19 protein-coding genes are annotated in these 20980 nt (G+C 61.0%); 11 read left to right on the top strand and 8 right to left on the bottom strand.

Going from position 1 to position 20980, the window contains the following annotated elements; translation table 11 throughout:
* Positions 1–117 precede the first annotated feature (117 nt).
* Genes PMW70_RS04940 through PMW70_RS04930 form a run of 3 tightly spaced genes read right to left on the bottom strand, consistent with a single transcriptional unit; the run spans position 118 to position 2743 of the window.
* Complete coding sequence (locus PMW70_RS04940; protein ID WP_271744042.1) at positions 118–1413, bottom strand: sensor histidine kinase; 1296 nt, start codon at positions 1411–1413, stop codon at positions 118–120.
* Positions 1397–2182 carry a response regulator transcription factor gene (locus PMW70_RS04935; protein ID WP_271744041.1) on the bottom strand — a complete coding sequence of 262 codons (786 nt, stop codon included), beginning with the start codon at positions 2180–2182 and terminating at the stop codon, positions 1397–1399. The genes PMW70_RS04940 and PMW70_RS04935 overlap by 17 nt, the downstream gene beginning before the upstream one ends.
* Before the next feature lie 18 nt (positions 2183–2200).
* Positions 2201–2743: a UBA domain-containing protein gene (locus PMW70_RS04930; protein WP_118377259.1), complete on the bottom strand. Its 543-nt coding sequence runs from the start codon at positions 2741–2743 to the stop codon at positions 2201–2203.
* Positions 2744–3334: 591 nt separating this feature from the next.
* On the opposite strand from PMW70_RS04930, the gene PMW70_RS04925 reads away from it, so the two are divergent.
* Positions 3335–3856, top strand: coding sequence for a hypothetical protein (locus PMW70_RS04925; RefSeq protein ID WP_117772846.1), 522 nt, complete (start codon positions 3335–3337; stop codon positions 3854–3856).
* A 153-nt stretch (positions 3857–4009) separates the two neighbouring features.
* On the opposite strand, the gene PMW70_RS04920 is transcribed toward PMW70_RS04925, so the two are convergent.
* Positions 4010–4321 (bottom strand): DUF6788 family protein, encoded by a 312-nt coding sequence (locus PMW70_RS04920; RefSeq protein WP_117772848.1) that lies wholly within the window; start codon positions 4319–4321, stop codon positions 4010–4012.
* A gap of 159 nt (positions 4322–4480) precedes the next feature.
* Here PMW70_RS04920 and PMW70_RS04915 point away from each other — a divergent pair, with 159 nt between their 5' ends.
* From PMW70_RS04915 to PMW70_RS04905, 3 genes are all read left to right on the top strand, one after another.
* The gene (locus tag PMW70_RS04915; protein ID WP_117772850.1) at positions 4481–4720 is read left to right on the top strand and encodes a hypothetical protein; all 240 of its coding nucleotides are present in this window, start codon (positions 4481–4483) and stop codon (positions 4718–4720) included.
* 85 nt (positions 4721–4805) lie between these two features.
* Positions 4806–5207, top strand: coding sequence for a metallophosphoesterase (locus PMW70_RS04910; RefSeq protein ID WP_271744040.1), 402 nt, complete (start codon positions 4806–4808; stop codon positions 5205–5207).
* Positions 5208–5267: 60 nt separating this feature from the next.
* The gene (locus PMW70_RS04905) at positions 5268–5531 is read left to right on the top strand and encodes a hypothetical protein (protein WP_271744039.1); all 264 of its coding nucleotides are present in this window, start codon (positions 5268–5270) and stop codon (positions 5529–5531) included.
* A 15-nt stretch (positions 5532–5546) separates the two neighbouring features.
* Here the strand turns inward: PMW70_RS04905 and gluQRS are convergent, their stop codons facing one another.
* Positions 5547–6551, bottom strand: a complete 1005-nt coding sequence (gene gluQRS, locus PMW70_RS04900; RefSeq protein WP_416378076.1) for a tRNA glutamyl-Q(34) synthetase GluQRS — start codon at positions 6549–6551, stop codon at positions 5547–5549.
* Positions 6552–7058: 507 nt separating this feature from the next.
* Here gluQRS and PMW70_RS04895 point away from each other — a divergent pair.
* Entirely contained in the window at positions 7059–9005 is a 1947-nt protein-coding gene (locus PMW70_RS04895) for a DUF2207 domain-containing protein (protein WP_271744037.1), read from the top strand.
* 451 nt (positions 9006–9456) lie between these two features.
* On the opposite strand, the gene PMW70_RS04890 is transcribed toward PMW70_RS04895, so the two are convergent.
* Complete coding sequence (locus PMW70_RS04890) at positions 9457–10098, bottom strand: GNAT family N-acetyltransferase (RefSeq protein ID WP_271744036.1); 642 nt, start codon at positions 10096–10098, stop codon at positions 9457–9459.
* 276 nt (positions 10099–10374) lie between these two features.
* Between PMW70_RS04890 and purH the strand changes: the two genes are divergently transcribed.
* The 4 genes from purH (at position 10375) to PMW70_RS04870 (ending at position 14868) form a co-directional block, all read left to right on the top strand.
* Positions 10375–11982, top strand: coding sequence for a bifunctional phosphoribosylaminoimidazolecarboxamide formyltransferase/IMP cyclohydrolase (gene purH / locus PMW70_RS04885; RefSeq protein WP_195404403.1), 1608 nt, complete (start codon positions 10375–10377; stop codon positions 11980–11982).
* A gap of 274 nt (positions 11983–12256) precedes the next feature.
* Entirely contained in the window at positions 12257–12964 is a 708-nt protein-coding gene (locus PMW70_RS04880) for a hypothetical protein (protein WP_229057838.1), read from the top strand.
* 179 nt (positions 12965–13143) lie between these two features.
* The gene (locus PMW70_RS04875; RefSeq protein WP_271744035.1) at positions 13144–13815 is read left to right on the top strand and encodes a response regulator transcription factor; all 672 of its coding nucleotides are present in this window, start codon (positions 13144–13146) and stop codon (positions 13813–13815) included.
* A 9-nt stretch (positions 13816–13824) separates the two neighbouring features.
* Positions 13825–14868: a sensor histidine kinase gene (locus tag PMW70_RS04870; RefSeq protein ID WP_271744034.1), complete on the top strand. Its 1044-nt coding sequence runs from the start codon at positions 13825–13827 to the stop codon at positions 14866–14868.
* Positions 14869–15089: 221 nt separating this feature from the next.
* Here the strand turns inward: PMW70_RS04870 and PMW70_RS04865 are convergent, their stop codons facing one another.
* A complete protein-coding gene (locus PMW70_RS04865; protein ID WP_006235921.1) occupies positions 15090–15527 on the bottom strand; it encodes a universal stress protein in 438 nt (145 codons plus the stop codon).
* Between the two features lie 249 nt (positions 15528–15776).
* Here PMW70_RS04865 and PMW70_RS04860 point away from each other — a divergent pair, with 249 nt between their 5' ends.
* Both PMW70_RS04860 and PMW70_RS04855 read left to right on the top strand, forming a co-directional pair.
* Positions 15777–16757, top strand: a complete 981-nt coding sequence (locus tag PMW70_RS04860) for an undecaprenyl-diphosphate phosphatase (protein WP_117564917.1) — start codon at positions 15777–15779, stop codon at positions 16755–16757.
* 227 nt (positions 16758–16984) lie between these two features.
* The gene (locus PMW70_RS04855) at positions 16985–19885 is read left to right on the top strand and encodes an ATP-dependent helicase (RefSeq protein WP_271744033.1); all 2901 of its coding nucleotides are present in this window, start codon (positions 16985–16987) and stop codon (positions 19883–19885) included.
* Positions 19886–20042: 157 nt separating this feature from the next.
* Here the strand turns inward: PMW70_RS04855 and PMW70_RS04850 are convergent, their stop codons facing one another.
* The gene (locus tag PMW70_RS04850) at positions 20043–20975 is read right to left on the bottom strand and encodes a type I phosphomannose isomerase catalytic subunit (RefSeq protein WP_271744032.1); all 933 of its coding nucleotides are present in this window, start codon (positions 20973–20975) and stop codon (positions 20043–20045) included.
* Positions 20976–20980 lie beyond the last annotated feature (5 nt).

Genomic DNA, 20980 nt, shown 5'->3' with positions numbered 1-20980 from the left:
TTTCGATGCTGGAATCCTGCGATTTTGCGGCCGAAAAATGCGGATGCTTCGGGGGTCCGAATATGGTCGTTCACTTCTCGGGAAAAGTATTAGACCTCGATCCACGAGGGGGCATCCCTACCGTGGCAGGCGAATCGTAAAGCGGCTTCCGACGCCCTCGACCGAGGTCACGCCGATGACGCCGCCGTGGCTGTCGACGATCCACTTGGCGATAGCGAGCCCCAGACCCGAGCCCTGCGCGCCGGCATCGCGCGCGTTGTCGGCGCGGTAGAACCGTTCGAATGCGTGAGCTGCGGATTCCTGGTCCATGCCGATGCCCTCGTCCTCAACACTTATGTCGATCGTGCCCGCGCCCGCATCCGGCACTACGCCAAATCTGATGGACGTGCCCGCGTCCGAATACTTGGCGGCGTTTTGCACGATCACGCGCAGAGCCTGCTTCACGAGCGCCACGTCAACGGGCGCGTCGCAGCGCGGGTCGCTGACAAGCGCAGCGTCGTACGCCGGTCGATACGTGTGCGCGGCATCGATCATCTGTGACTCCTCGCATACCTCGCCGACCAGCGCGGCCAGGTTGGTATTCGCACGCCGCAGGACCGTGCGTCCGGCGTCGCCGCGCGCCAAAAACAGCAGCTGCTCCACGAGCTCCTGCATATGCTCGCTTTCGGCCTTGAGGGACGCGATAGACTCCGCCAGCACGTCCGGGTCGTCTTTGCCCCAGCGGTCGAGCATGTTTACGTAGCCCTGAATCACCGCGATGGGCGTGCGCAGCTCGTGGCTTGCATCGTTGACAAAGCGCATCTGCTGCAGCTTGGCCTCTTGCATCTGGCGCAGCAGGCGGTTGAGTGCGACCTCGATGCTTGCCAGGTCGGCATCGCCGGTGGTGACGCTCGGCGAGTCGACGCTTGCGCGCTCGATGGCCTGCTCCAGCGTTTCCATCTTGCCGCCGGAGAGCTGCATGCGGCCGAGCTCGTCCACGCGCAGGGCCAGGTCGTTGAGCGGTGCCATAGTGCGGCGCACGCGACGGGCACCGCTGAGCATGTTGAGCACGCTGATGACTTGCTCGCCCGCAACGACAAGATAGAGGGGCCACAGCGCAATGAGGTCCTGCGCGAGGGGGAAGGTCTTGGTGGTGCGCGCAAGCTCGACGGTATAGGTGAGCGTGGCCAGGTCCCAGCCGCGCGTGGGTGCGAGCGACATGCCGTGAACGGTGGTGCCGGGAATCCAGCCTGCGGTAAAGGTGCCTGTGGGCAGCGTCTGGTTGTAGCCATAGACCAGGATCGCCGCCGCAACAACCAGCAGCCACAGATCGAGCCAGACGTAGCTCATCAGGCGGCGCCACATGTAGCTCCAGTTGATGGCGCGGGCAATGGAGGTGACGCGCTTGGCCTCGGCGTTATGCGCGGCAGACATAGCCCACCCCGCGCACGGTCTGGATGATGCGGGCGCTGCCGGCGTCTTCGATCTTGGCGCGCAGGTGCGCGATGTGTACGTCGACGTTGTTGGTGTCGCCCACGTATTCGTAGCCCAGCGCCTCGTGCGCGATGCGCTCGCGCGTGAGCACGGTCTCGGCATGCGCCATAAGCAGGGCGAGAACATCGAACTCGCGGGCAGTCAGCACGATGGGCGAGCCGCCGACCGTGACTTCGCGGCGGTCGGGATCGAGCGCGACCGAGCCCACGGCGAGCGTGGCGGGGGAGGGCGCGGCGGAAGCCTGAGTCGAGTCGCTGACCGGGGGTATCGCAGTGGCGCCGACACCCGCGCCGCCTGCCGCGCCCGCTCCGGCGCCGACGCCAGCCGCGTCCGAAGCCGCCCGCACGGCCTCTGAGCGCTTCAGCGCCACGCGGATCCGTGCGAACAGCTCCTCAATCGCAAACGGCTTGGTCAAGTAATCATCGGCACCGGCATCGAGCCCGGCCACCTTGTCCATCACGGCATCGCGCGCGGTTACCATGATCACCGGCACATCCTTGTGCTTGCGGATGCGCCGCAGCACCTCCATGCCGTTGAGCTGCGGCAACAGCACGTCGAGCAGAATCAGATCGTAGTCGCGCTCCAGCGCCAGGTCCACGGCGGTGCGGCCGTCGGCAGCGTGCTCCACCTGGTAGCCCTCGTGCTCCAGTTCGAGCGTCACAAAGCGGGCGATTTTCTCCTCGTCCTCTACGATCAGGATTCGTGCCATACGTGCCCCCGTCTGCGATTATTTGTCGTCGTTCAGATTTTGCTTGATGTCGTCCGCGGCGTTAGCAGCGCTATCCATAAGGTTGTTGATGCTGCCGGGCACGTCGCCGTCGCTGTCGATGCGGTAGCGCATGCCAAAGAACAGGCCAATCAGCATCAGCCATATCGTGGCGCCCCAGGCAAATAGCGCGACGATGGGGATCAGGATGGGGATATTGAGGATGATCGCATCGCGGCGCGTGGCGATAAACTTGGTGTCCAGACTCAGGCGGAAGAGCTTTTTGAGGTACTCCCACACGCTGTCCATCTTCTTGGAGAAGTCGGTCTTTTCGCTCGACTTTTCGTAGGCGGCCTGCGCGGCGACCATCTCGGCCGAGGGCTCATCGGCCGGCTCGGACTCGGTGGCGGCGTGCGCCGACGTGGTCTGGGTCTTGCCCTGCGACTCGAGCCAAATGATGGCGTCCAGAACGTTGCCGTCGGCGGCGTCGAGCGCGGCCTTGGCGTCGGTGTAGCTCACGTTGCACTTGGTGCGGATGGTTTCAACTTTTTCGAGGTCGTCCATGACCTGTCCTTTCGTTCGATGGGCGCGACGTCGGGCGATCTGCCCGGGCGCGAGCGTTGCGTTCGGCGGCCTGCGTTGCGCGCCGCCGCCCCGCCCTTGGTCGAACTCTATAGTGCAGGTTATAGATTAAGCGATTCTTGAGCCAAGATTAATGTTGGATGAGTTTTTGGGTGGCAGTGGGAAAAGTATTAGACCTCGATAGCGGGAGATGGGGTGCCGGTATCAAGCCGGCGTCAGAAATGGGATAAGCAAGGCGAACGGATCATATGGATTAAAATCGCGTTGCAAAAGTATGAGTTTCACACACGGCAGCCATGGAAGGACCTTAATATTACTTAGGCATGCGGCATTTGACGCCAGTCCTAATTGAAAGGCCAAGGGTAAATGGCTCCATGGGCAAGTGATTCTGTTTGCTAATGACCGAAAGCACCAATCCGTCATGTTGATTAAGGTTTCTGTTTGCTTGCATGGTTCGCTAGCTGCTAAAAGGTTGACCGATTGACTGTTTATGGCATCGTTAGTCGTCGGTGTTTTATAACATTAATTTAAAATAGCTGCAGTGGCTGAATGAATATAGAGAAAGGACTATCAATGGAGTGCAACTGGATTTACTTCCCATTAAACGGTCGTCCGCCGCAGCCGTTAATGGACGTTGTAAAAGCTGTAAATAAAAATATTGAGCAGATTCGTTCTGATAAAAACAGCGAGCACAGCGATAGCGTGCTCCGAATTTTGGCGTTCGATTTGGAGCAATTTGGTTTCAATGTTGAGGTGGGGAAAAAGAAAAACGAGAAACTATCGATGCCAGTGTTGTATGGGGAGAAAGGCTTAATTGATAAAGCTTTTGAGGTCGATGCCGTCCATAGGGACACTAACACGATAGTGGAGATTGAGGCCGGGCGCGCTGTCGCGAACAACCAGTTTCTGAAGGATTTTTTTGAAGCGTGCATGATACAGGATGCAGCATATCTTTGTGTAGTCGTTCGTAATGTGTACAAGAGCGGTGACAACTCAAGCAGAGACTACGAAAAGGTCGTAACTTTTTTCAAAACATTGTATGCAAGCGGGCGCATGCCTGTTCCGTTAAAAGGCATTATGGTTATTGGGTACTAACTGCAGTGGTTCTTTCGGTTTTGGAATAGTTCCGCGTGTAACTATTTGTGTGTCGGGCACATGGTGACTTGGGCAGCGGCTCGGACTCAGCGGATGCGAACAGCATGTATGCGGCAAGGTTTTCAAATTGTTTTAGAGGAAAACCTCTGCTGCTCAGTCAGCATTCGGCACCCTTCCCAACGCACGTATGATTAGCTTTTGAGATCGCTTCTGCTCTCTAATGGCGGCCGCAAGAGCCCTTCGACGTTCGATTTTGGCTTGCAGCTCATCAACCTTTGTAGCGGGTACATAGTCACTTTTGACCTTGTCGCCGACTCGATAGTTGAGATAGCAGTATTCGTGGCCCTTTATGTTTCGCATGCGGATGCTGCCCTTTGGAAGGAGACTGATTTCCTGCTCCATGAGGCCCAAGAGGCGGCTCGAGCGTGCATATTCCTCTTCTAGGACATCTTCTAAGACGGACATGGAGCCTCCTTTCCGAGTAGTTACCCTACATTCTATCAAATCCATTAACTTGTAGGGTAACTCAAGCATGTCCGCACGACATGTGACACTTACCCTGCCGCCCTGCTCTGCCGCGGCGGCATGTACCCAAACAACGGTCCTCTAAGGAGTTCGATATCGATGAGTGATAACACCAAGCATCTCGCAAAGAAGTGCGTCAAGAACGCGGGGCCGTGCCTCGTGCTGTGCCTTGCCGGCGCAACGGTCGCGCTGCTGGCTGTTCTGGGGCCGTTTGATGTGCTCCGAAGTGCCAGTTCTCTGCATGTTTGCATGGCTCTTGCCGGCGCCATGATGACCGGCGGCGTGCTCGATCTGATCTTTTGGGTGTTTGACCCGTTTGGATGGAAGAGCGAGGGGTAGGTCCCAAAGGATGGAAGGGCTGGAACGGTTGACTTAGTGATCGTGCAGAATGTGGGCTAGCGACTTACAGGGAAGTGGTAATCCGATGACGGTCTATGCGACGGGCGATATTCACGGCGGCGTCGACATGCAAAAGCTGCGCGACTGGGAGCTTGGGGATAGCCTGACGAGCGACGACTATCTCATCATCGCGGGCGACTTTGGCTTTCCGTGGGATTTTTCTGCCGAGGAATGTGCCGACATCGCTTGGCTGGAGTCGTGCCCCTATACCGTGCTGTTTGTCGACGGCAACCACGAGCGTTTCGATCACTGGGCGGAGCGTCCCATGGAGCTGTGGCGCGGTGGGCTGACGCAGCGCCTGTCGGATACCTCTCCCATACGGCGCCTGACGCGCGGCGAGGTTTTTGAACTCGATGGCTCAACGATCTTTACTATGGGCGGCGCCACGAGCGTGGATAAGGAATACCGCATTCCCTATTCCAGCTGATGGCCTCAGGAGCTGCCGGACGAGCGCAACTTTGAGGAGGCGCGGGCAAAGCTCGACAGCGTGGGTTGGAAGGTCGACTACGTAATCACCCACACCTGCTCTACGCACATGCTTTCGCCCACGCTCTATCCGGGGCCCGGCTGGAATTGCCCCGGCGTTGATCGACTTACGGCGTTTTTCGATGAGCTGGAAGATCGCTTGGATTACAAACGCTGGTATTACGGGCATTTTCATCGGGATGCCAACCCGGCCGAGCGCCATACCGTGCTCTACGACTGCATCGTTCGCCTAGGCGACGAACTCCAACCCTGGGATGTTGCGTAGGGGCGGAGTGGCTGGCTACTCGGCCGTTACAGTGATGTTTTCCCGGTGCGCGCGGATAACGTTCCAGCTAAAGTGCTCGACCAGCTGCTCGGCAGAGCGCGGTGTGGCGTCCGGCGCGATGCCCGTTTGCCCGGCGAGCCAGCCCAACAGTGCCTCGGGCGTACCAAAGCGGGCGCGGAGCTCGCCCAGGTCCAGATCGCGGTCGCGCTTGGAAAGGCGGTGGCCGCCCGGCGACATGAGCAGCGGAATGTGCGCGTAGTGCGGCGTGGGAAGTCCCAGCAGATGCTGCAGGTAGATTTGGCGCGGCGTGGAGCCCAGCAGGTCGCATCCGCGCACGACCTCGGTGACGCCCATGGCGGCGTCGTCGACCACCACGGCCAGCTGATAGGCAAATACGCCGTCGCTGCGGCGTACCAAAAAGTCGCCGCACTCGGTGGCAAGTGCCTCGCACTGGGCTCCGTACGTGCGGTCTACAAACTCGATCACGTCGTCTGCGAGGTCGTCGACGGTGGGCACGCGCAGACGTGTGGCCGGGGCGCGCAGGGCGCTGCGGCGGGCCACCTCCTCGGCCGAAAGACTTCGGCAGGCGCCACGGTAGATGGGCGTGCCGTCGCTCACGTGCGGTGCACTCGCGGCGTGGAGCTCGGCGCGTGTGCAAAAGCAGGGATAGGTGAGGCCGGCGTCTTTCAGCCGGCGCAAGGCGCTCTCGTACAGGTCTAGGCGGTCGTGCTGGTAGTAGGGGCCTTCGTCCCACTCCAGCCCCAGCCAGGCCAGGTCGTCAATCAATTGGGCGGCAAGTTCCGGGCGCTTGCAGCGATCGTCCAGGTCCTCAATGCGTAACACGATGCTGCCGCCCTGGCTGCGGGCCGAAAGCCATGCGCACAGGCAGCTGAACACGTTGCCCAGGTGCATACGGCCCGAGGGCGACGGGGCGAAGCGCCCCACGACGGGCGCGGGAGCGGCCGGCGTCGTTGGCGCGTCGGCGGCGGTTGTTGCTATGTTGCGTGCGTTGATGTCCATGCGGACGAGTATAGCGCGGGGCGCGGTGGGGGAGACGCTGCCGTGGCCTGCAAGTTGCTGAGGCCACACGTTGCGCGTGCCGGACCACCGGCTCGGCGCCTTAATCGTCGTCAATCAATCTAGCCCTCAAACGACAGAAACCCCGGCAGCTCTTCGCAACTGCCGGGGTTTCCGCGGAAAAGGGGGACATGATCCTCGAGCGAACGGGAAAGGGGCAAACCGTTTTCGCTCAACTGCTTTATGCCCTTCGCCCGCAGGCTCAATCAGCGTTTTAGCGGCAACACAAAGCCGCTACACCTGTGACGGAGCTGTGAAGTGGTGTCTGCTGCTGGCGCGGGCCATGGCAAGGAGTGTCCCAGACTGCCGGCAGATAAGGAACGTCCCCAAGTGCCGGCCGTGGACGTGACTTTCGTCCCGTTTGATACTCCGCTGGCCTAGATGTTCGTCACATGAACTCGCAAACGTGGGACAATGACGCTACTGGTACCACAGACAAAGGATGTGCCTATGAACGCCCCCGTTGCCCAGCCCTGTCGGCAGCGCCGCCTGTTTGCGCGGTTCGCTTCCGTCTGCGCACTCGTCGCGCTTGCGTTGTTGCTGCTGCCTGCCGTCGCGCACGCCGACGGCTACTCCATGAGCCAAACCTATATCGGTGCCACGGTTGAGGCCGATGGCTCGCTGACCGTTGTCGAGGGACGCCAGTTCGATTTCGACGATGACATTAACGGCGTGTATTGGGATATCAATACAGGCTCTAACCAGCAAGGCGGCTCGGTGGTCGTCAATGTGCTGAGCGTCGAGGAAGACGACACTGCGTTTAACAAGGTCGACAGCGCAAATAAAGGCGACGACGGCGTTTACACGGTGGAGCAGTCCGACGACGGCGTAAAGATTAAGGTGTTCAGCCCTCACGAGAGCGGCGACAGCGCAATCTACTACGTGAGTTATTCCATGACCGGTGCGGTTATGAACTGGGCCGATACCGCCGAGCTCTACTGGAAATTTGTGGGTGACGGCTGGTCTGCGGACTCCGATGACGTCGAGATGGAAGTCTACTTTGCAAATGCCGCTGCCGGGACGGCTGCCGTCAAGGGCGATAACTTCCGCGCATGGGGCCACGGCCCGCTGACGGGCGACGTGTCGCTCGATGCGGACGAGCCCATGGTCACCTATACCATTCCCTGCGTGCATGAGGGCGAATTCGCCGAGGCACGCATCGCCTTCCCCAGCGACTGGGTGCCGCAGCTTGCCGTCTCGGGCGAAAAGCGCATGTCGACGATTCTGAGCGAAGAGAAGGAATGGGCCGACGAGGCCAACGCTCGCCGCGCTCACGCTCGCATGATTGCCAATGCGCTTGCCGTGCTAAGTGTTGTCGCGGCGGTGGCCTTTACCGGCACAATCGTTGTGCTCAAGCTGCGCCGCCGCAAGCCCAAGCCGCTTTTCCAGGACGAATATTTCCGCGATGTGCCTTCGGCCGACCATCCCGCCGTGCTTTCGGCCCTCATGAGCTGGAACGAGGTGCCCGATCAGGCATATATCGCCACGCTTATGAAGCTTACCGACGACCGCGTGATCAAGCTGGAAGAAGCGACCGAGACCAAGAAGAAGGGTCTGCTCCGTCGCGAAAAAGAGGAGCAGACGTATCGCATCACAGTGACCGACGAGGCCTGGAAGGCTGCCAAGAAGGACGGCATCGATCGCGATGTGCTCAAGGTCTTCTTCGCCGGCGTTAAGCCCGATAAAGACGGCGTCCGTTCACGCACGTTTAGCGAGCTGGAGGAGTATGCCAGCGAGCGTACTGAATCTGTTGGCAACAAGCTCGAGGACTATCAAAGCACGGTTAAGGGCAAGCTGGAGACGCGCGAGCTTATCGCCTCGGACGGCACCATCGCCCTGGTTGCCGGCTTGGTTCTCGGCATCATCATCGTCTTTGGCATTCTGGGCTCTCTGATCTATACCGACTTTGCGGACGCCAACGTCGGTGCCGCTATGATCTCGATCCCCGTCACGATCGTGGGCTTTGTCCTGAGCTGCACCTTCCGTCGCTACACGCCGGAGGGCGCCGAGGTGGCGGCTCGCTGCAAGGCGCTCAAGCATTGGCTCGAGGACTTTACGCGCCTGAAGGAGGCCATTCCCAGCGACCTGATCTTGTGGAACAAACTGCTGGTGATGGGCGTTGCTCTGGGCGTTTCGAAAGAAGTGCTGCGACAGCTGGCCGAAGCCGTGCCTGCGGACCTGCGCAACAGCGACGATTTCTACGACAACTACCCCTGCTACTGGTGGTATTACCATCACTACGGCAACGAGTCCCCACTCGATTCGTTCAACGATGTGTACCACGAGACCATCCGCGAGCTGGCTTCGAGCTCCGACAGCTCGAGCGGCGGCAGCGGCGGCGGCTTCTCTGGCGGCGGTGGTGGCGGCGCCGGCGGAGGCGGCGGCGGAACGTTCTAGCGAGCGCTTGCTTTGGGGTGGATCTTTCTGGGCGGTTGCCAGGGAAGATTCATCCCATTTTTGTGCATCGAAACGGGTCAAACTTTCCGCTGAGGACCTTCGCGCAAGGGGCAGTGGACAAAAAATGCCAAATATGAGTACTGTTGCTGCGTTGGTCACATATGTTTGCACATAATAATGGCTCCTAATGAGAGTACTTCTCGTTAGGAGCCCATTTTATTGAACATTTGGGGAGCTACGTCAGCTCGTGCAGCTGGTCGTCATGCCTACAAGCATCAAAAATGCCCCAAATCGCTGCTACTAAAAAGGTAACAGTACTCATATTTGATGTTTTTTGACCAAGGCTATCTACAAACCCCCTAGGCCACTCATTGGGGACAGACTTAAATGACTAGTTGTTGGGGATCAGTCATTGGGGACGTTCTTAAATGACCAGGTGTGGCTGCTTGGGCTAGGCTGTTAGGTCGAGTTCGTAGAGAAAGCTTTCGCGCGGCATGTCGTGACGACGCTCTTCGCGGTTGGCGCGGTGCGTGGCCGTGCGCTTAAAGCCGTGCAGCTCGTAGAACTTCCACGAGCAGTTAGAGTCGGTGTACAAGTGCGCCCTTGTCGCCCCGCGCGAGGACAGGTACGAGACCGCGGCATCGAGCAAAACCGAGCCAACGCCCAGGCCATGGACATCGGGATCGACGGCGAGCAGCGTGACCTCGTTGTCATGCGGCAGTGGGCTTTTCTCGAGCAGGCGGTTGTTGGTTCGAATGGTGGCGCGCACAAACGAGAGATACTCGGCGCACGACTCGGGTTCTAGCTCACGCATCTGCGATAGCAGCGCGCGTTCGGTATCCATCCAATGTTCCTTAACGGTGGCGCCGGAACTCTGTCCCGCGCGCGCGAGCGCAATGCCACGCGCCTCGCCGTCAATCACTGCAACCTGCGAAAACGTCGAGGATGAAAGGCAGTAGGCGAGGTCGCACGCGGCCTCAAGGCGGTTGTACTCATCGTTATCCGAATTGTTATGCCAAAGCTGCTGCAGAATCAGCGCGATGGCGTCGAAGTCTTCGGTATCAAACGGTCGGTAGAGAACCCGCGAGACCATGGTGCCTCTTTCTTTTGCGGATGCATATCGAGCACAGTTCTACCACGCTATTGGCATCTAATTATGGTGCCCCTGTGTTCCATGAACTCACCGTGCCTGGTGCCGTGCCCATCCCCCCGCTCGTAAACTTTTTCTGCACAGCCGTGCGTTGCGGGATGCAACGTCGCGCTCGATGCGCTACATTGAATCAGTATTTTCAATGCCGCTGCGCGAGCGCTGCAGATCGACGTATCACCGACTCACAGAGCACGGCGGCGTACCAGACAGGAGGACTGCATGGGATCTGATGTGAAGATCGCACGCGCGTTGATCTCGGTTACCGATAAGACGGGTGTCGTCGATTTCGCACGGACGCTGGTTGATGACTTTGGCGTCGAGATCATCTCTACGGGCGGCACGGCTCGTGCCATCGAGGACGCGGGCGTTCCCGTAACCCCCATCGAGGAGTTCACGGGCTATCCCGAGATGATGGACGGCCGCGTTAAGACCCTACACCCCAAGGTTCACGGCGCGCTGCTGGCCCGCCGCGATTCCGAGCAGCACATGCAGGAGGTCGCCCAGCACGGCATTAAGCTGATCGACCTGGTCGTCGTCAACCTGTACGAGTTCGAGAAGACCGTCGCCAACCCCGAGGTCACCTTTGCGGATGCCATCGAGCACATCGACATCGGTGGCCCCTCCATGTTGCGCTCTGCCGCCAAGAACGCCGCGAGCGTTACCGTCATCTCCGACCCGGCCGACTATGATGCCGTCCTGGCCGAGATGCGCGAGACCGGTGGCTGCACCACGCTTTCCACCCGTCGTCGCCTGCAGGTGAAGGTCTACCAGACCACCGCCGCCTACGACACGGCTATCTCCCGTTGGCTTGCCGCCCAGGCAAGCGACGTGGCGGACACCTCTGCCAAGCTCGAGATTTCGCTGGAGAAGGTCGACGACCTGCGCTATGGTGAGAATCCTCAGCAAAAGGCTACGGTCTACCGCTTTGCCGAGGGCTGCGAGAACACCGCGAGCTCTCAGTTCCCGCTTGTGGGCTCCGAGCAGATCCAGGGCAAGCCGCTCAGCTACAACAACTATCTGGACGCCGATGCCGCCTGGAACCTGGTCCGCGAGTTCGACGAGCCGGCCTGCGTGATCCTCAAGCATCAGAACCCCTGCGGTTCCGCCGTTGCCGAGGACATCACGGCCGCCTACGACCGCGCTTTCGCCTGCGATCCCAAGAGCGCCTTCGGCGGCATCATCGCCTGCAACCGCGAGGTTCCCTTTGAGCTGGTTGAGCACTTCGCCGACCAGAACAAGCAGTTCGTCGAGGTCATCATCGCCCCGAGCTACACCGATGAGGCGCTCGAGCGCATGGCCAAGCGCCCCAACCTGCGCGTGCTGGCTACCGGCGGCGTGGACCACGGTGCCCAGGTGGAGCTGCGCTCCATCGACGGCGGCATGCTGGTGCAGGAGGTCGACCACGTGACCGAGGATCCCGCGACCTTTACGTTCCCCACCGACCGCAAGCCCACCGACGCTGAGATGGCCGAGCTCGAGTTTGCCTGGAAGGTCTGCAAGGGCGTTAAGTCCAACGCCATCCTGGTCTCCAAGGGCAAGGCCGGCATTGGCATGGGCCCGGGTCAGCCCAACCGCGTTGACTCCGCACTGCTTGCCTGCGAACGCGCCGAGGACTTTTGCGAGCGCGAAGGCGTGGAGAAGGGCGGCTTTGCCTGCGCAAGTGACGCGTTCTTCCCGTTCCGCGACAACGTCGACGTGCTTGCCGCACACGGCGTGACCTGCATCATCCAGCCCGGTGGCTCCAAGCGCGACGACGAGAGCATCCAGGCCTGCAACGAGCACAATATTGCGATGGTTTTCACGGGTGCCCGCCACTTCCGCCATTAAGTAGGGAGGTGGCGCTGCGGCTTGCCCAACCACCGCACCTTGCCGCTCATTCGTCGCTCGCGTACCCAAGTACGCGTCGCTCCTCTTTCACGGCAATCTGCGGCACTTGGGCAACCCTCGCCGACCTGTTAGGTTGACTGGGGAGGATGGGATGTTATCTCGTCTCTTGGACCGCCTCGCTTCTAAAATAATCTCTGCAAAAGACGGCCGCTCCGTTTGGAGGGCCGTCTTTTTGGTATAAGAGGACGGAATGACTAACACGAAAGGTACAACCATGCCCCAGATTGATGATGCCGAGCTGTTTGGCAATGCCGAGGATCAGCGTGCGTACGAGGACTTTTGCGCCAATCAGGAGGCGGTCGAGAAGTTTACGCTCGACAAGCCCGCGCTTGTCTGCCGTTGGCGCATGTCCAACAAAAAGGTACCCATGCTCAACCGCCACATTCGCGCGCTGTCCGAGCGTCTGGTGCAGGGCGAGCCACTTACCCATAACATGCTCAGCTGGGCCAAGCAGCACGTTGAGTGGTCGCTAGCCGAGGGCGACTATACCGCGCACGACGGCGTGCTCATGCTGGTGATCGACATCAACGGCAACGCCGCCATGACAGTGGGGGAGTACGAGCCGCTCGCCGATACGTCAGCCAAGGCGCTGCGTGCCCGCTCTGCCGAGGCCCGTTCCGAGGCCGACGAAACCGGCGTGGCGCCCGAGCTGCTTGCCGCCGTCAACGACGGCGAGCTGGCCTTTGTGGCGCCGGCGGACGAGTGCCTGTGCGGCACGGCGACACTCATCGAGCAGCTGGCCCAGACCAAGGGCATCCCGGTCACGCGCGTAGACATTCCCGCACAGCTCAAGGGCGCCTTGTTCCTGGTAAGCGACGAGCACGGCGTGGTGCCTGCCACCGACGCCGACGCCGCCGAGTCTGATGCCGCGACGGTCGCCTTCTTCGCCGACGGCTACGAAAAGCTTCGCGCCCGCCGCTAAATGATTATTCTGGGACGGGGATTAAAGAATCATTTTGGTTCCCGCCACCGCTGCGAGTGCGAGGCGGACAAAACGCCCCCGCTCGCGAACAGTTCTGTCACCTTGGCGACGTGCGTGGCGCGCACCTGCAGTTTCGCAGCCATAATGGTGGCAAGACAACCAAGAGGGGAGCGGAATCCATGGCGCTAATCTATATCGTTGAGGACGACGAGCTCATTCGTCGTGAGCTTGTCGACATCCTTGCCCGCGCCGGGTTTGAAATCGAGGCCTGCGAATCGTTCGAGCATGTCTCGCGCGATATTCTCGCCGCCGCGCCCGACCTGGTGCTGCTCGACCTCACGCTTCCCGTCAAGGACGGCCAGCATATCTGCCACGAGGTTCGCCGCGAATCCGAGGTCCCCATCATCGTCCTCACCTCGCGCACGACCGAGATCGACGAGGTCATGGCCATGACGCTCGGCGCGGACGACTTTGTTCCCAAGCCCTATAGCGCGCGCGTGCTCGTGGCGCGCATCAACGCACTGCTGCGTCGCACCGCGGCGTCAGGCGAGCGCAGCACGCTCGTCCACAAGGGGCTGGAGCTCGACCTCGCCCGCTCTATGGTCACCAACACGGCGACCGGCGACAGCACCGAGCTCACCAAAAATGAGCTGCGCATTCTCTCGCTGCTCCTGAGCCGCGCGGGCAAGATCGTCTCGCGCTCGGCCATCATGCAGGACCTGTGGGACTCCGACGCCTTCGTGGACGACAATACGCTCACCGTCAACATCAACCGCCTGCGCACTACGCTCGAAAAAATCGGCATCAAGGGGTATTTGACGACGCATCGCGGCCAAGGCTATTCGGTCTAGGGGCCGGCTATGTCGTTTGGCAAGTTCTTTAAAGATGCACTGCTTCCCGTCGCCGTGTGGACGTGCGGCGTGCTGCTGAGCTGCTTTGTGCTGACGGTCGCCGGCGCACCCGTTTCTATCGTGGTCGTGGCGGTTGGCGTGTCCTTTATCTTCGGTATGCTCGGCATCGTGATCGAGTACGCTCGCCGTCGCCGTTTTCTGCGTCAGTTGGAGCGCGCGGCAGAGGAGCTCGAGAGTCCCGCATGGGTGCAGGAGATGGTGCAATGCCCGACCTATGCCGAGGGCGAGCTCGAATACGAGGTCTTGCGCCGGGTGGGCAAAACTGCCTGCGACGAGGTTGCCGAAGGCCGACGTCAGACCGATGACTATCGCGACTATATCGAGAGCTGGGTCCACGAGGCCAAGCTGCCCCTGGCGGCGGCCCACCTGATTTTGGAAAACCTGGACGGCAGCGAAGACGACCTGTCGCGTGTGGATGACCTGGGTCGCGAGCTGGCTCGCGTTGAGCGCTATATCGACCAGGCGCTGTACTATGCGCGCTCGGAAGTCGTGGAGCGCGACTACCTGATTCGCCGTTGGGATCTCAAGACCTTGGTGACGGGCGCGATTAAAGCCAACGCGCGCGAGCTTATCGCGGCGCACGTGGCTCCGGTGTGCGAGAACCTCGACTTCGAGGTCTTTACCGACGAGAAATGGCTGGAGTTCATCTTAGGCCAGCTTATTCAGAACAGCATCAAATATGCGCGCGAGGACGGCGCAAAGATCGTGTTTTCGGGCGCGTTGCTGGACGAGGGCCTGGCGAGCGAACGCATCGAGCTTACCGTCGCGGACAACGGCTGCGGCGTGAGCGCGGCCGACCTGCCGCGCGTGTTCGAGAAGGGTTTTACCGGCGACAACGGCCGCACCACCAAGCGCGCAACGGGCATCGGCCTCTACCTGGTGGCGCGCCTGTGCTCCAAGATGGGCATCGACGTCACCGCGGCATCCGAGCCCGGCGAAGGCTTCGTCGTAACATTCGCGTTTTCAACGAATAAGTTTCAATATTTCGAGTAACGCACGCGGCAGACGCCCACCCAAACAAAAACGTGCAGCCCAAACAAAACGTGCCACCCCAAACGGGGCGGCACGCCATCTTTTATCAGCCAACTCGCTGAAGTAAGGCTGCGAAGGCCGCGGGGCCGGGAGGGGTTTCCTAAGGGCATATCCCGCAGCCGCAACGCGGCGAGGACGTGCCCGTGGAAACCCCGCAGGCCCCGCGGCCGGTGGGAGCAACGCTACTTCACAACCAAAATGTCGCAGTCCGTATTGCGCAGCAGGAACGTCGAAATTGAACCCAGCAGCGCATACTTGATCGAGGACAGGCCGCGGGCGCCGCAGAGCACCAGGTCGGGCTTAACCACGTCGAGCATCTCGTCCTTGAGCGTCTCGCGAATGCGGCCGGCGCGAATCATGACCTCGACCTCGGGAATGTCGGGATTGGCCTTGGCCTCTTCGAGCTGCTTGGCGATGGAGTTCTTAAATGCCTCCTCTAGGCCGTTGACCAGGTCGACCGGATAGGAGCCGGCGCTCTCGAGTGCCGTGGAATCGATAACGTGGCCGATAATCAGCTTGGCGCCGTTGTTCGCGGCGACCTTGATGGCGCGTGCGAGCACAAAATCCTGCTGCTCAGTACCGTCGAGTGAAACAAATACCTTGGTGTAGCCCTCGTTCATGGTTTCCTCCTTGGTCTATCGCACGGGCGCGGGGCTCGTGCGTCGGGCGGGCGCGGGTGCGTTGACCGCCGGACACTTTATCTTGTTGCAGTTATACCCAAGGATTTCGGTTTAACTGCTCGCAATTCTGTGAACGGGCGAGTTTTTTGGTAAGGGTAGGCGCGGTCGCACCGCCAACGGTTGATAATGGGACATCGCCCGCATCGTCCGCAGAACATCTACCGGCGGGTGTCTAACGAGGGGGTCCCTTTGGATATTATCGAGCTTCTAAAATCTGCCTTCATGGGCCTGGTCGAGGGCATCACCGAATGGCTGCCCGTTTCGTCGACGGGTCACATGATCTTGGTGGACGAGTTCGTCAAGATGAACGTGAGCGAGACGTTCTGGAATATGTTCCTGGTCGTGATTCAGCTCGGCGCCATTCTGGCCGTCTGCGTGCTGTTTTTCCACGAGCTCAACCCGTTCTCGCCCAGCAAGGGCAAGGAGGGCCGTCGCGACACCTGGGTGCTGTGGGGCAAGATTGTGCTCGGTTGCATTCCTGCGGCGGCGATCGGCCTGCCGCTCAACGACTGGATGGAGGAGCATTTCTACAACGCTCCCGTCGTGGCGCTGGCGCTCATTGTGTACGGCGTGCTGTTTATCGTGATAGAGAACTGGCGCGCGAGCAAGCGCGAGGAAATGGCCGTTGCCGGTTCGTTTGGTTCGCGTGCTGTGGTGTCGGGTGGACGTCCCGCCGGTGCGCACTTTGCGGCGTCCGCCACGGCTACCGCTGAGGATGAGGACGATGACGAGAATCTGGACTTTGGTTCCATCGCCACGCTCGAGGACCTGAGCTGGAAGACTGCGCTGGGTATCGGCTGCTTCCAGGTGCTTTCGCTGGTGCCTGGTACGTCTCGCTCCGGTTCTACCATCATCGGCGGCCTGCTTTTGGGCTGTACGCGTTCGGTGGCGTCTAAGTTCACGTTCTTCCTGGCTATTCCTGTTATGTTTGGCGCGAGTGCGCTCAAGCTGGTCAAGTACTTCATCAAGGGCGGCACGTTCGGCACCAACGAGATCGCCATCTTGGGCGTGGGCTGCGTTGTGGCCTTTGTGGTTTCGCTCATCGCCATCAAGTGGCTCATGGGCTTCGTCCGCCGTCACGACTTCAAGTGCTTCGGCGTCTACCGCATCATCCTGGGCATCGTAGTGCTCGCATACTTCTTCGTTCTGGAGCCCATGCTCGGCCTGTAACTTGGTTGACGCTGCGCGGCGGCCAGAGCGACAACTTGTCATTCAAAGAGGGTGGCATGACCAAAAGGTCTATGCCGCCCTCGTTTTTGGGCGATGGGGTGGGCCTGACGGCGGCGCACGGAGTCGTGGTGTGATTTGCGTCGGTGTCCGCGCGGCTCGGTATACTGGTACGGCTCAAACTATGGCGCTGCCCGCAGGCGCGCCGTCCGTCAGATGAGGAGTCGCCCATGACCCAGCCCTTGCCCTGGGAAAAGAACGCCGCGGTACCCGTGCCGCCTGCGCCGGAACCCGTGCCGCTCGATGCATACACCGCCCCCGCTGCGCCGGAGCCCGAGCTCGTTCCGCTCGACATCTACGACGCTTCCGCGCCGGCACCCAAGCCCGCCAAGCCGCTCGTCGACATCGATAGCCTGAACCCCGCCCAGCGTGAGGCGGTACTCACCACCGAGGGTCCGTTGCTGGTGCTCGCCGGCGCCGGTTCGGGTAAGACCCGCGTCCTGACCTTCCGCATCGCGCATATGCTTGGCGACCTGGGCGTTAAGCCCTGGCAGGTCCTGGCCATCACGTTTACCAACAAGGCCGCGGCCGAGATGCGCGAGCGTCTGGCAGCGCTCATCCCCAGTGGCACCCGCGGCATGTGGGTGTGCACCTTCCATGCCATGTGCGTGCGCATGCTGCGCGAGGACGCCGACCTGCTGGGCTACACCGGCCAGTTCACCATCTACGATGACGATGACTCAAAGCGCATGGTGCGCGACATTATGCAGGCGCTCGGCATTGAGCAAAAGCAGTTCCCCATCAACATGATCCGCAGCAAGATCAGCTCGGCCAAAAACGCCATGATCGGGCCCGAGGACATGCTCAAATCCGCTGACAGCCCCAATGACAAAAAGGCCGCGCAGGTCTACTTGGAGCTGGAGCGCCGCCTGCGCGCCGCCAACGCGATGGACTTCGACGACCTGCTCGTGCGCACGCTCGAGCTGCTGCGCACCCGCCCCGAGGTGCTCGACAAGTATCAAGAGCGCTTCCGCTACATTAGCGTCGACGAGTATCAGGACACCAACCACGTCCAGTACGAGATCGCCAACCTGCTGGCCGCCAAGTACCAAAACCTTATGGTCGTGGGCGACGACGACCAGTCCATTTACAGCTGGCGTGGCGCCGACATCACCAACATCCTGGACTTTGAGCAGGACTTTAAAAACTGCAAGACCGTCAAGCTGGAGCAGAACTATCGCTCTACGGGCCATATCCTGAGCGCCGCCAATGCCGTTGTTCGCCACAACTCGCAGCGCAAGGACAAGCGCCTGTTTACGGCCGAGGGCGATGGCGAGAAGATTCAGGCTTTCCAGGCAAGCGACGAGCGCGACGAGGGTCGCTGGATTGCCGGCGAGATCGAGAAGCTGCATGCCAAGGGTACGAGCTACGACGATATCGCCGTGTTCTACCGCACCAACGCCCAGTCGCGTATCCTCGAAGATATGTTCCTGCGCGCGGGCGTGCCCTACAAGATCGTCGGCGGCACGCGATTCTTCGACCGCGCCGAGATCCGCGATGTCATGGCCTACCTCAAGATGATCGTGAACCCGGCCGACGAGATGAGCGTCAAGCGCGTCATCAACACGCCGCGCCGCGGCATCGGCTCCACTTCGATCCAAAAGATTGAGCAGCTGGCGCGCGACAACCGTTGCTCGTTCTTCCAGGCCTGCGAGATCGCAACAGCCGAGACGGGCATGTTTAGTGCCAAGGTGCGCAACGGCCTGTCGAGTTTTGTGGCGCTGGTGCGCGAGGGCCGTCGCATGGACGGCGAGCTCAAGGATGTCGTCGAGATGATTGTCGACAAGACGGGCCTGCTGCAGGCGTTCCGCGCCGAGGGCACCATGGAGTCCGAGAGCCGCGCCGAGAACATCCAGGAATTCCTGGGCGTCGCTGCCGAATTTGAGGAGACGCACGAGGATATCGAGGGCACGCTCGAGAGCTTGGAAGAGCTGCGTGCAGCCGGTGTTGCCGATGTGCCTGTCAGTGCCGAGCCCGAGCCCGTCGTGGTGAGTGCGCCCGCGCCCGAGCCGGGGCCGTCCGCTCCGGCATCCTCGTTTGAGGCACTTGTCGGCGCTCGTGACGCCGCGGGCTCCAATCCGCTCGATAGCCTAGCCGCCCCGGCGTTCTCGCCGCAGGATGCCTTGGCCGCCGCCATCGCGGGCAACGCCTATGCCGCACCGACGGAGCTGCCGGCGGGTGCTGTACATGCCGACGAGATCGAGCGCACCTATGGCCCGCTCACTTGCAAGGCGTTGCCGGCGCTCATGGAGTGGCTGGCCCTGCGCTCCGACTTGGATTCCCTGGCCGGCGAGACGCATGCTATCACTATGATGACCATCCACTCCGCCAAGGGCCTGGAGTTCCCGGCGGTGTTCGTGGCTGGCATGGAGGAGGGCATCTTCCCGCACGTGCACGACTTTGGCGGTAGTGACGATCCGGGCAAGCTCGAGGAGGAGCGTCGCCTGGCCTACGTTGCCATTACGCGCGCTCGTAAGCGCCTGTTCTTGACCTATGCGGCCACGCGTCGCACCTACGGCTCGACTTCTGCCAACCCGCGTTCGCGTTTCCTCAACGAGATTCCGTTTGGGGACATCGAGTTTAGCGGCATCGGTTCTGCCGGTTTTGAGGGCACGGGCTGGGAGAAGCGCGGCGACCGCCACGGCACGTTTGGCTCGGGTATGGGCTCGGACATGTATGGCGGCAAGGTGTTTGGCTCGCATACGCGCTCGACCGGCGGTTCCGGTTCGCGCGGCGGATCGAGCTTCGACGATTTCTTTGGCGGCAGCAGCTACGGGACCGAGCGTCATCGCGGGGTCTCACCCGACGCCGGCCGTGTCGCCTCGACCTTTGGCTCGGGCGCGCCGCGAGCCAAAAAGCCGTCGTCCAAGGTGTCGCCGACGGTGGAGCGCAAGGTCGATCGCGCCAGCGCATCGCAGGACTTTGCCGCGGGCGATACCGTGAGCCACAAGACCTTTGGCACGGGTACCGTGATCTCGGTCGCCGGAGACATGATCGAGGTTCAATTCGAAAAAACCGGCCAGACCAAAAAGCTTATGAAGGGCTTTGCGCCGATCGTCAAGCTGTCGTAATCTCGGCGGCCCCGGACAGGCGCCATGGACAACGTCGCCTGCTCGGACAGTCCTGCTCGCGCGGAGAGCACTTAATGTGCTCTCCGTGCGAGCAGGACTGCCCGAGCAGGCGATCAAACCCCGCGCCCATCCCGGCGAGCACTCGGGTACCAGTGACCTACAGGTGGCTAATAATCAGTTCCATCTTGCCTTCGAGGTCGATGGAGCTGACGGTGCTCGGGGCCAGCAGGTGGCTTCCCTTGTGGACGGGGTCGCCGCAGACGGTGCCTTCGCCGTTGATGACCGACAGGCACATGAAGGGCCAGCGCTGGTCGAGGGTCTTGCTGCCGTCGACACGCACACGATCGACGGTGTAGCAGGGATTGGACTCGAGCTCGGTCACGCCGTCGACCTCGGGCGCGGTCACGGTGCCGTCGGTCGGCGCCTGAACATCAAAATCGATGCAGTCGAGGCTCTGCTCAATATGCAGCGGGCGCAGCTTGCCGTCGGTGCCGGGGCGGTCGTAGTCGTACAGGCGATAGGTCACATCGCTCGACTGCTGCGTCTCCAAAATGAGCGTACCGGTCTTGATGGCGTGCACGGTACCGGAGTCAATCTGGAAAAAGTCGCCCTTGTGAATCGGCAGCACGTTGAGCATCTCGTCCCAGCGGCCGTCCTCGATCATCTGTGCTGCCTCGGCGCGGTCCTTGGCGCGCTGGCCGACGATGATTGTGGCGCCGGGCTCGCAGTCCAGCACATACCAGCACTCGGTTTTGCCCAGGCTGCCGTTCTCGTGCTCGGCGGCGTACTCGTCGTTGGGATGGATCTGGATCGAAAGGTCGTCCTTGGCGTCCAGAATCTTAATGAGCAGCGGGAACTCCTTGCCCTCGCAGTTGCCAAAGAGCTCGCGGTGCTCGGCCCACAGCCATGACAGCGTGTGACCGGCGTACGGGCCCTCCGCGATCTGGCAGTCGCCGTTGGGGTGGGCCGAGATAGCCCAACACTCACCGATGGGACCCTCGGGAATGTCGTAACCAAATACGGTTTCGAGCTGGCGGCCGCCCCAGATCTTCTCGTGGAAAATCGGCGTGAGTTTAATCAAATCGGACATGTGAA

It is taken from the genome of Collinsella aerofaciens (genome assembly GCF_028209625.1).
Taxonomy (GTDB): Bacteria; Actinomycetota; Coriobacteriia; order Coriobacteriales; family Coriobacteriaceae; genus Collinsella; species Collinsella aerofaciens_AM.
Note: the sequence above shows the minus strand (reverse complement) of the source record. Positions and strands in the feature narration are given on the sequence as shown.

What these genes read in the sequence shown, in the direction of transcription:
- PMW70_RS04880 (WP_229057838.1), top strand. Translation starts at nt 12,257, where the DNA reads ATGCCCCAGATTGATGATGCCGAGCTGTTTGGCAATGCCGAGGATCAG.
- purH (WP_195404403.1), top strand. Translation starts at nt 10,375, where the DNA reads ATGGGATCTGATGTGAAGATCGCACGCGCGTTGATCTCGGTTACCGAT.
- PMW70_RS04930 (WP_118377259.1), bottom strand. Translation starts at nt 2,743, where the DNA reads ATGGACGACCTCGAAAAAGTTGAAACCATCCGCACCAAGTGCAACGTG.
- PMW70_RS04850 (WP_271744032.1), bottom strand. Translation starts at nt 20,975, where the DNA reads ATGTCCGATTTGATTAAACTCACGCCGATTTTCCACGAGAAGATCTGG.
- PMW70_RS04935 (WP_271744041.1), bottom strand. Translation starts at nt 2,182, where the DNA reads ATGGCACGAATCCTGATCGTAGAGGACGAGGAGAAAATCGCCCGCTTT.
- PMW70_RS04865 (WP_006235921.1), bottom strand. Translation starts at nt 15,527, where the DNA reads ATGAACGAGGGCTACACCAAGGTATTTGTTTCACTCGACGGTACTGAG.
- PMW70_RS04875 (WP_271744035.1), top strand. Translation starts at nt 13,144, where the DNA reads ATGGCGCTAATCTATATCGTTGAGGACGACGAGCTCATTCGTCGTGAG.
- PMW70_RS04890 (WP_271744036.1), bottom strand. Translation starts at nt 10,098, where the DNA reads ATGGTCTCGCGGGTTCTCTACCGACCGTTTGATACCGAAGACTTCGAC.
- PMW70_RS04925 (WP_117772846.1), top strand. Translation starts at nt 3,335, where the DNA reads ATGGAGTGCAACTGGATTTACTTCCCATTAAACGGTCGTCCGCCGCAG.
- gluQRS (WP_416378076.1), bottom strand. Translation starts at nt 6,551, where the DNA reads ATGGACATCAACGCACGCAACATAGCAACAACCGCCGCCGACGCGCCA.
- PMW70_RS04920 (WP_117772848.1), bottom strand. Translation starts at nt 4,321, where the DNA reads ATGTCCGTCTTAGAAGATGTCCTAGAAGAGGAATATGCACGCTCGAGC.
- PMW70_RS04895 (WP_271744037.1), top strand. Translation starts at nt 7,059, where the DNA reads ATGAACGCCCCCGTTGCCCAGCCCTGTCGGCAGCGCCGCCTGTTTGCG.
- PMW70_RS04910 (WP_271744040.1), top strand. Translation starts at nt 4,806, where the DNA reads ATGACGGTCTATGCGACGGGCGATATTCACGGCGGCGTCGACATGCAA.
- PMW70_RS04940 (WP_271744042.1), bottom strand. Translation starts at nt 1,413, where the DNA reads ATGTCTGCCGCGCATAACGCCGAGGCCAAGCGCGTCACCTCCATTGCC.
- PMW70_RS04915 (WP_117772850.1), top strand. Translation starts at nt 4,481, where the DNA reads ATGAGTGATAACACCAAGCATCTCGCAAAGAAGTGCGTCAAGAACGCG.
- PMW70_RS04855 (WP_271744033.1), top strand. Translation starts at nt 16,985, where the DNA reads ATGACCCAGCCCTTGCCCTGGGAAAAGAACGCCGCGGTACCCGTGCCG.
- PMW70_RS04870 (WP_271744034.1), top strand. Translation starts at nt 13,825, where the DNA reads ATGTCGTTTGGCAAGTTCTTTAAAGATGCACTGCTTCCCGTCGCCGTG.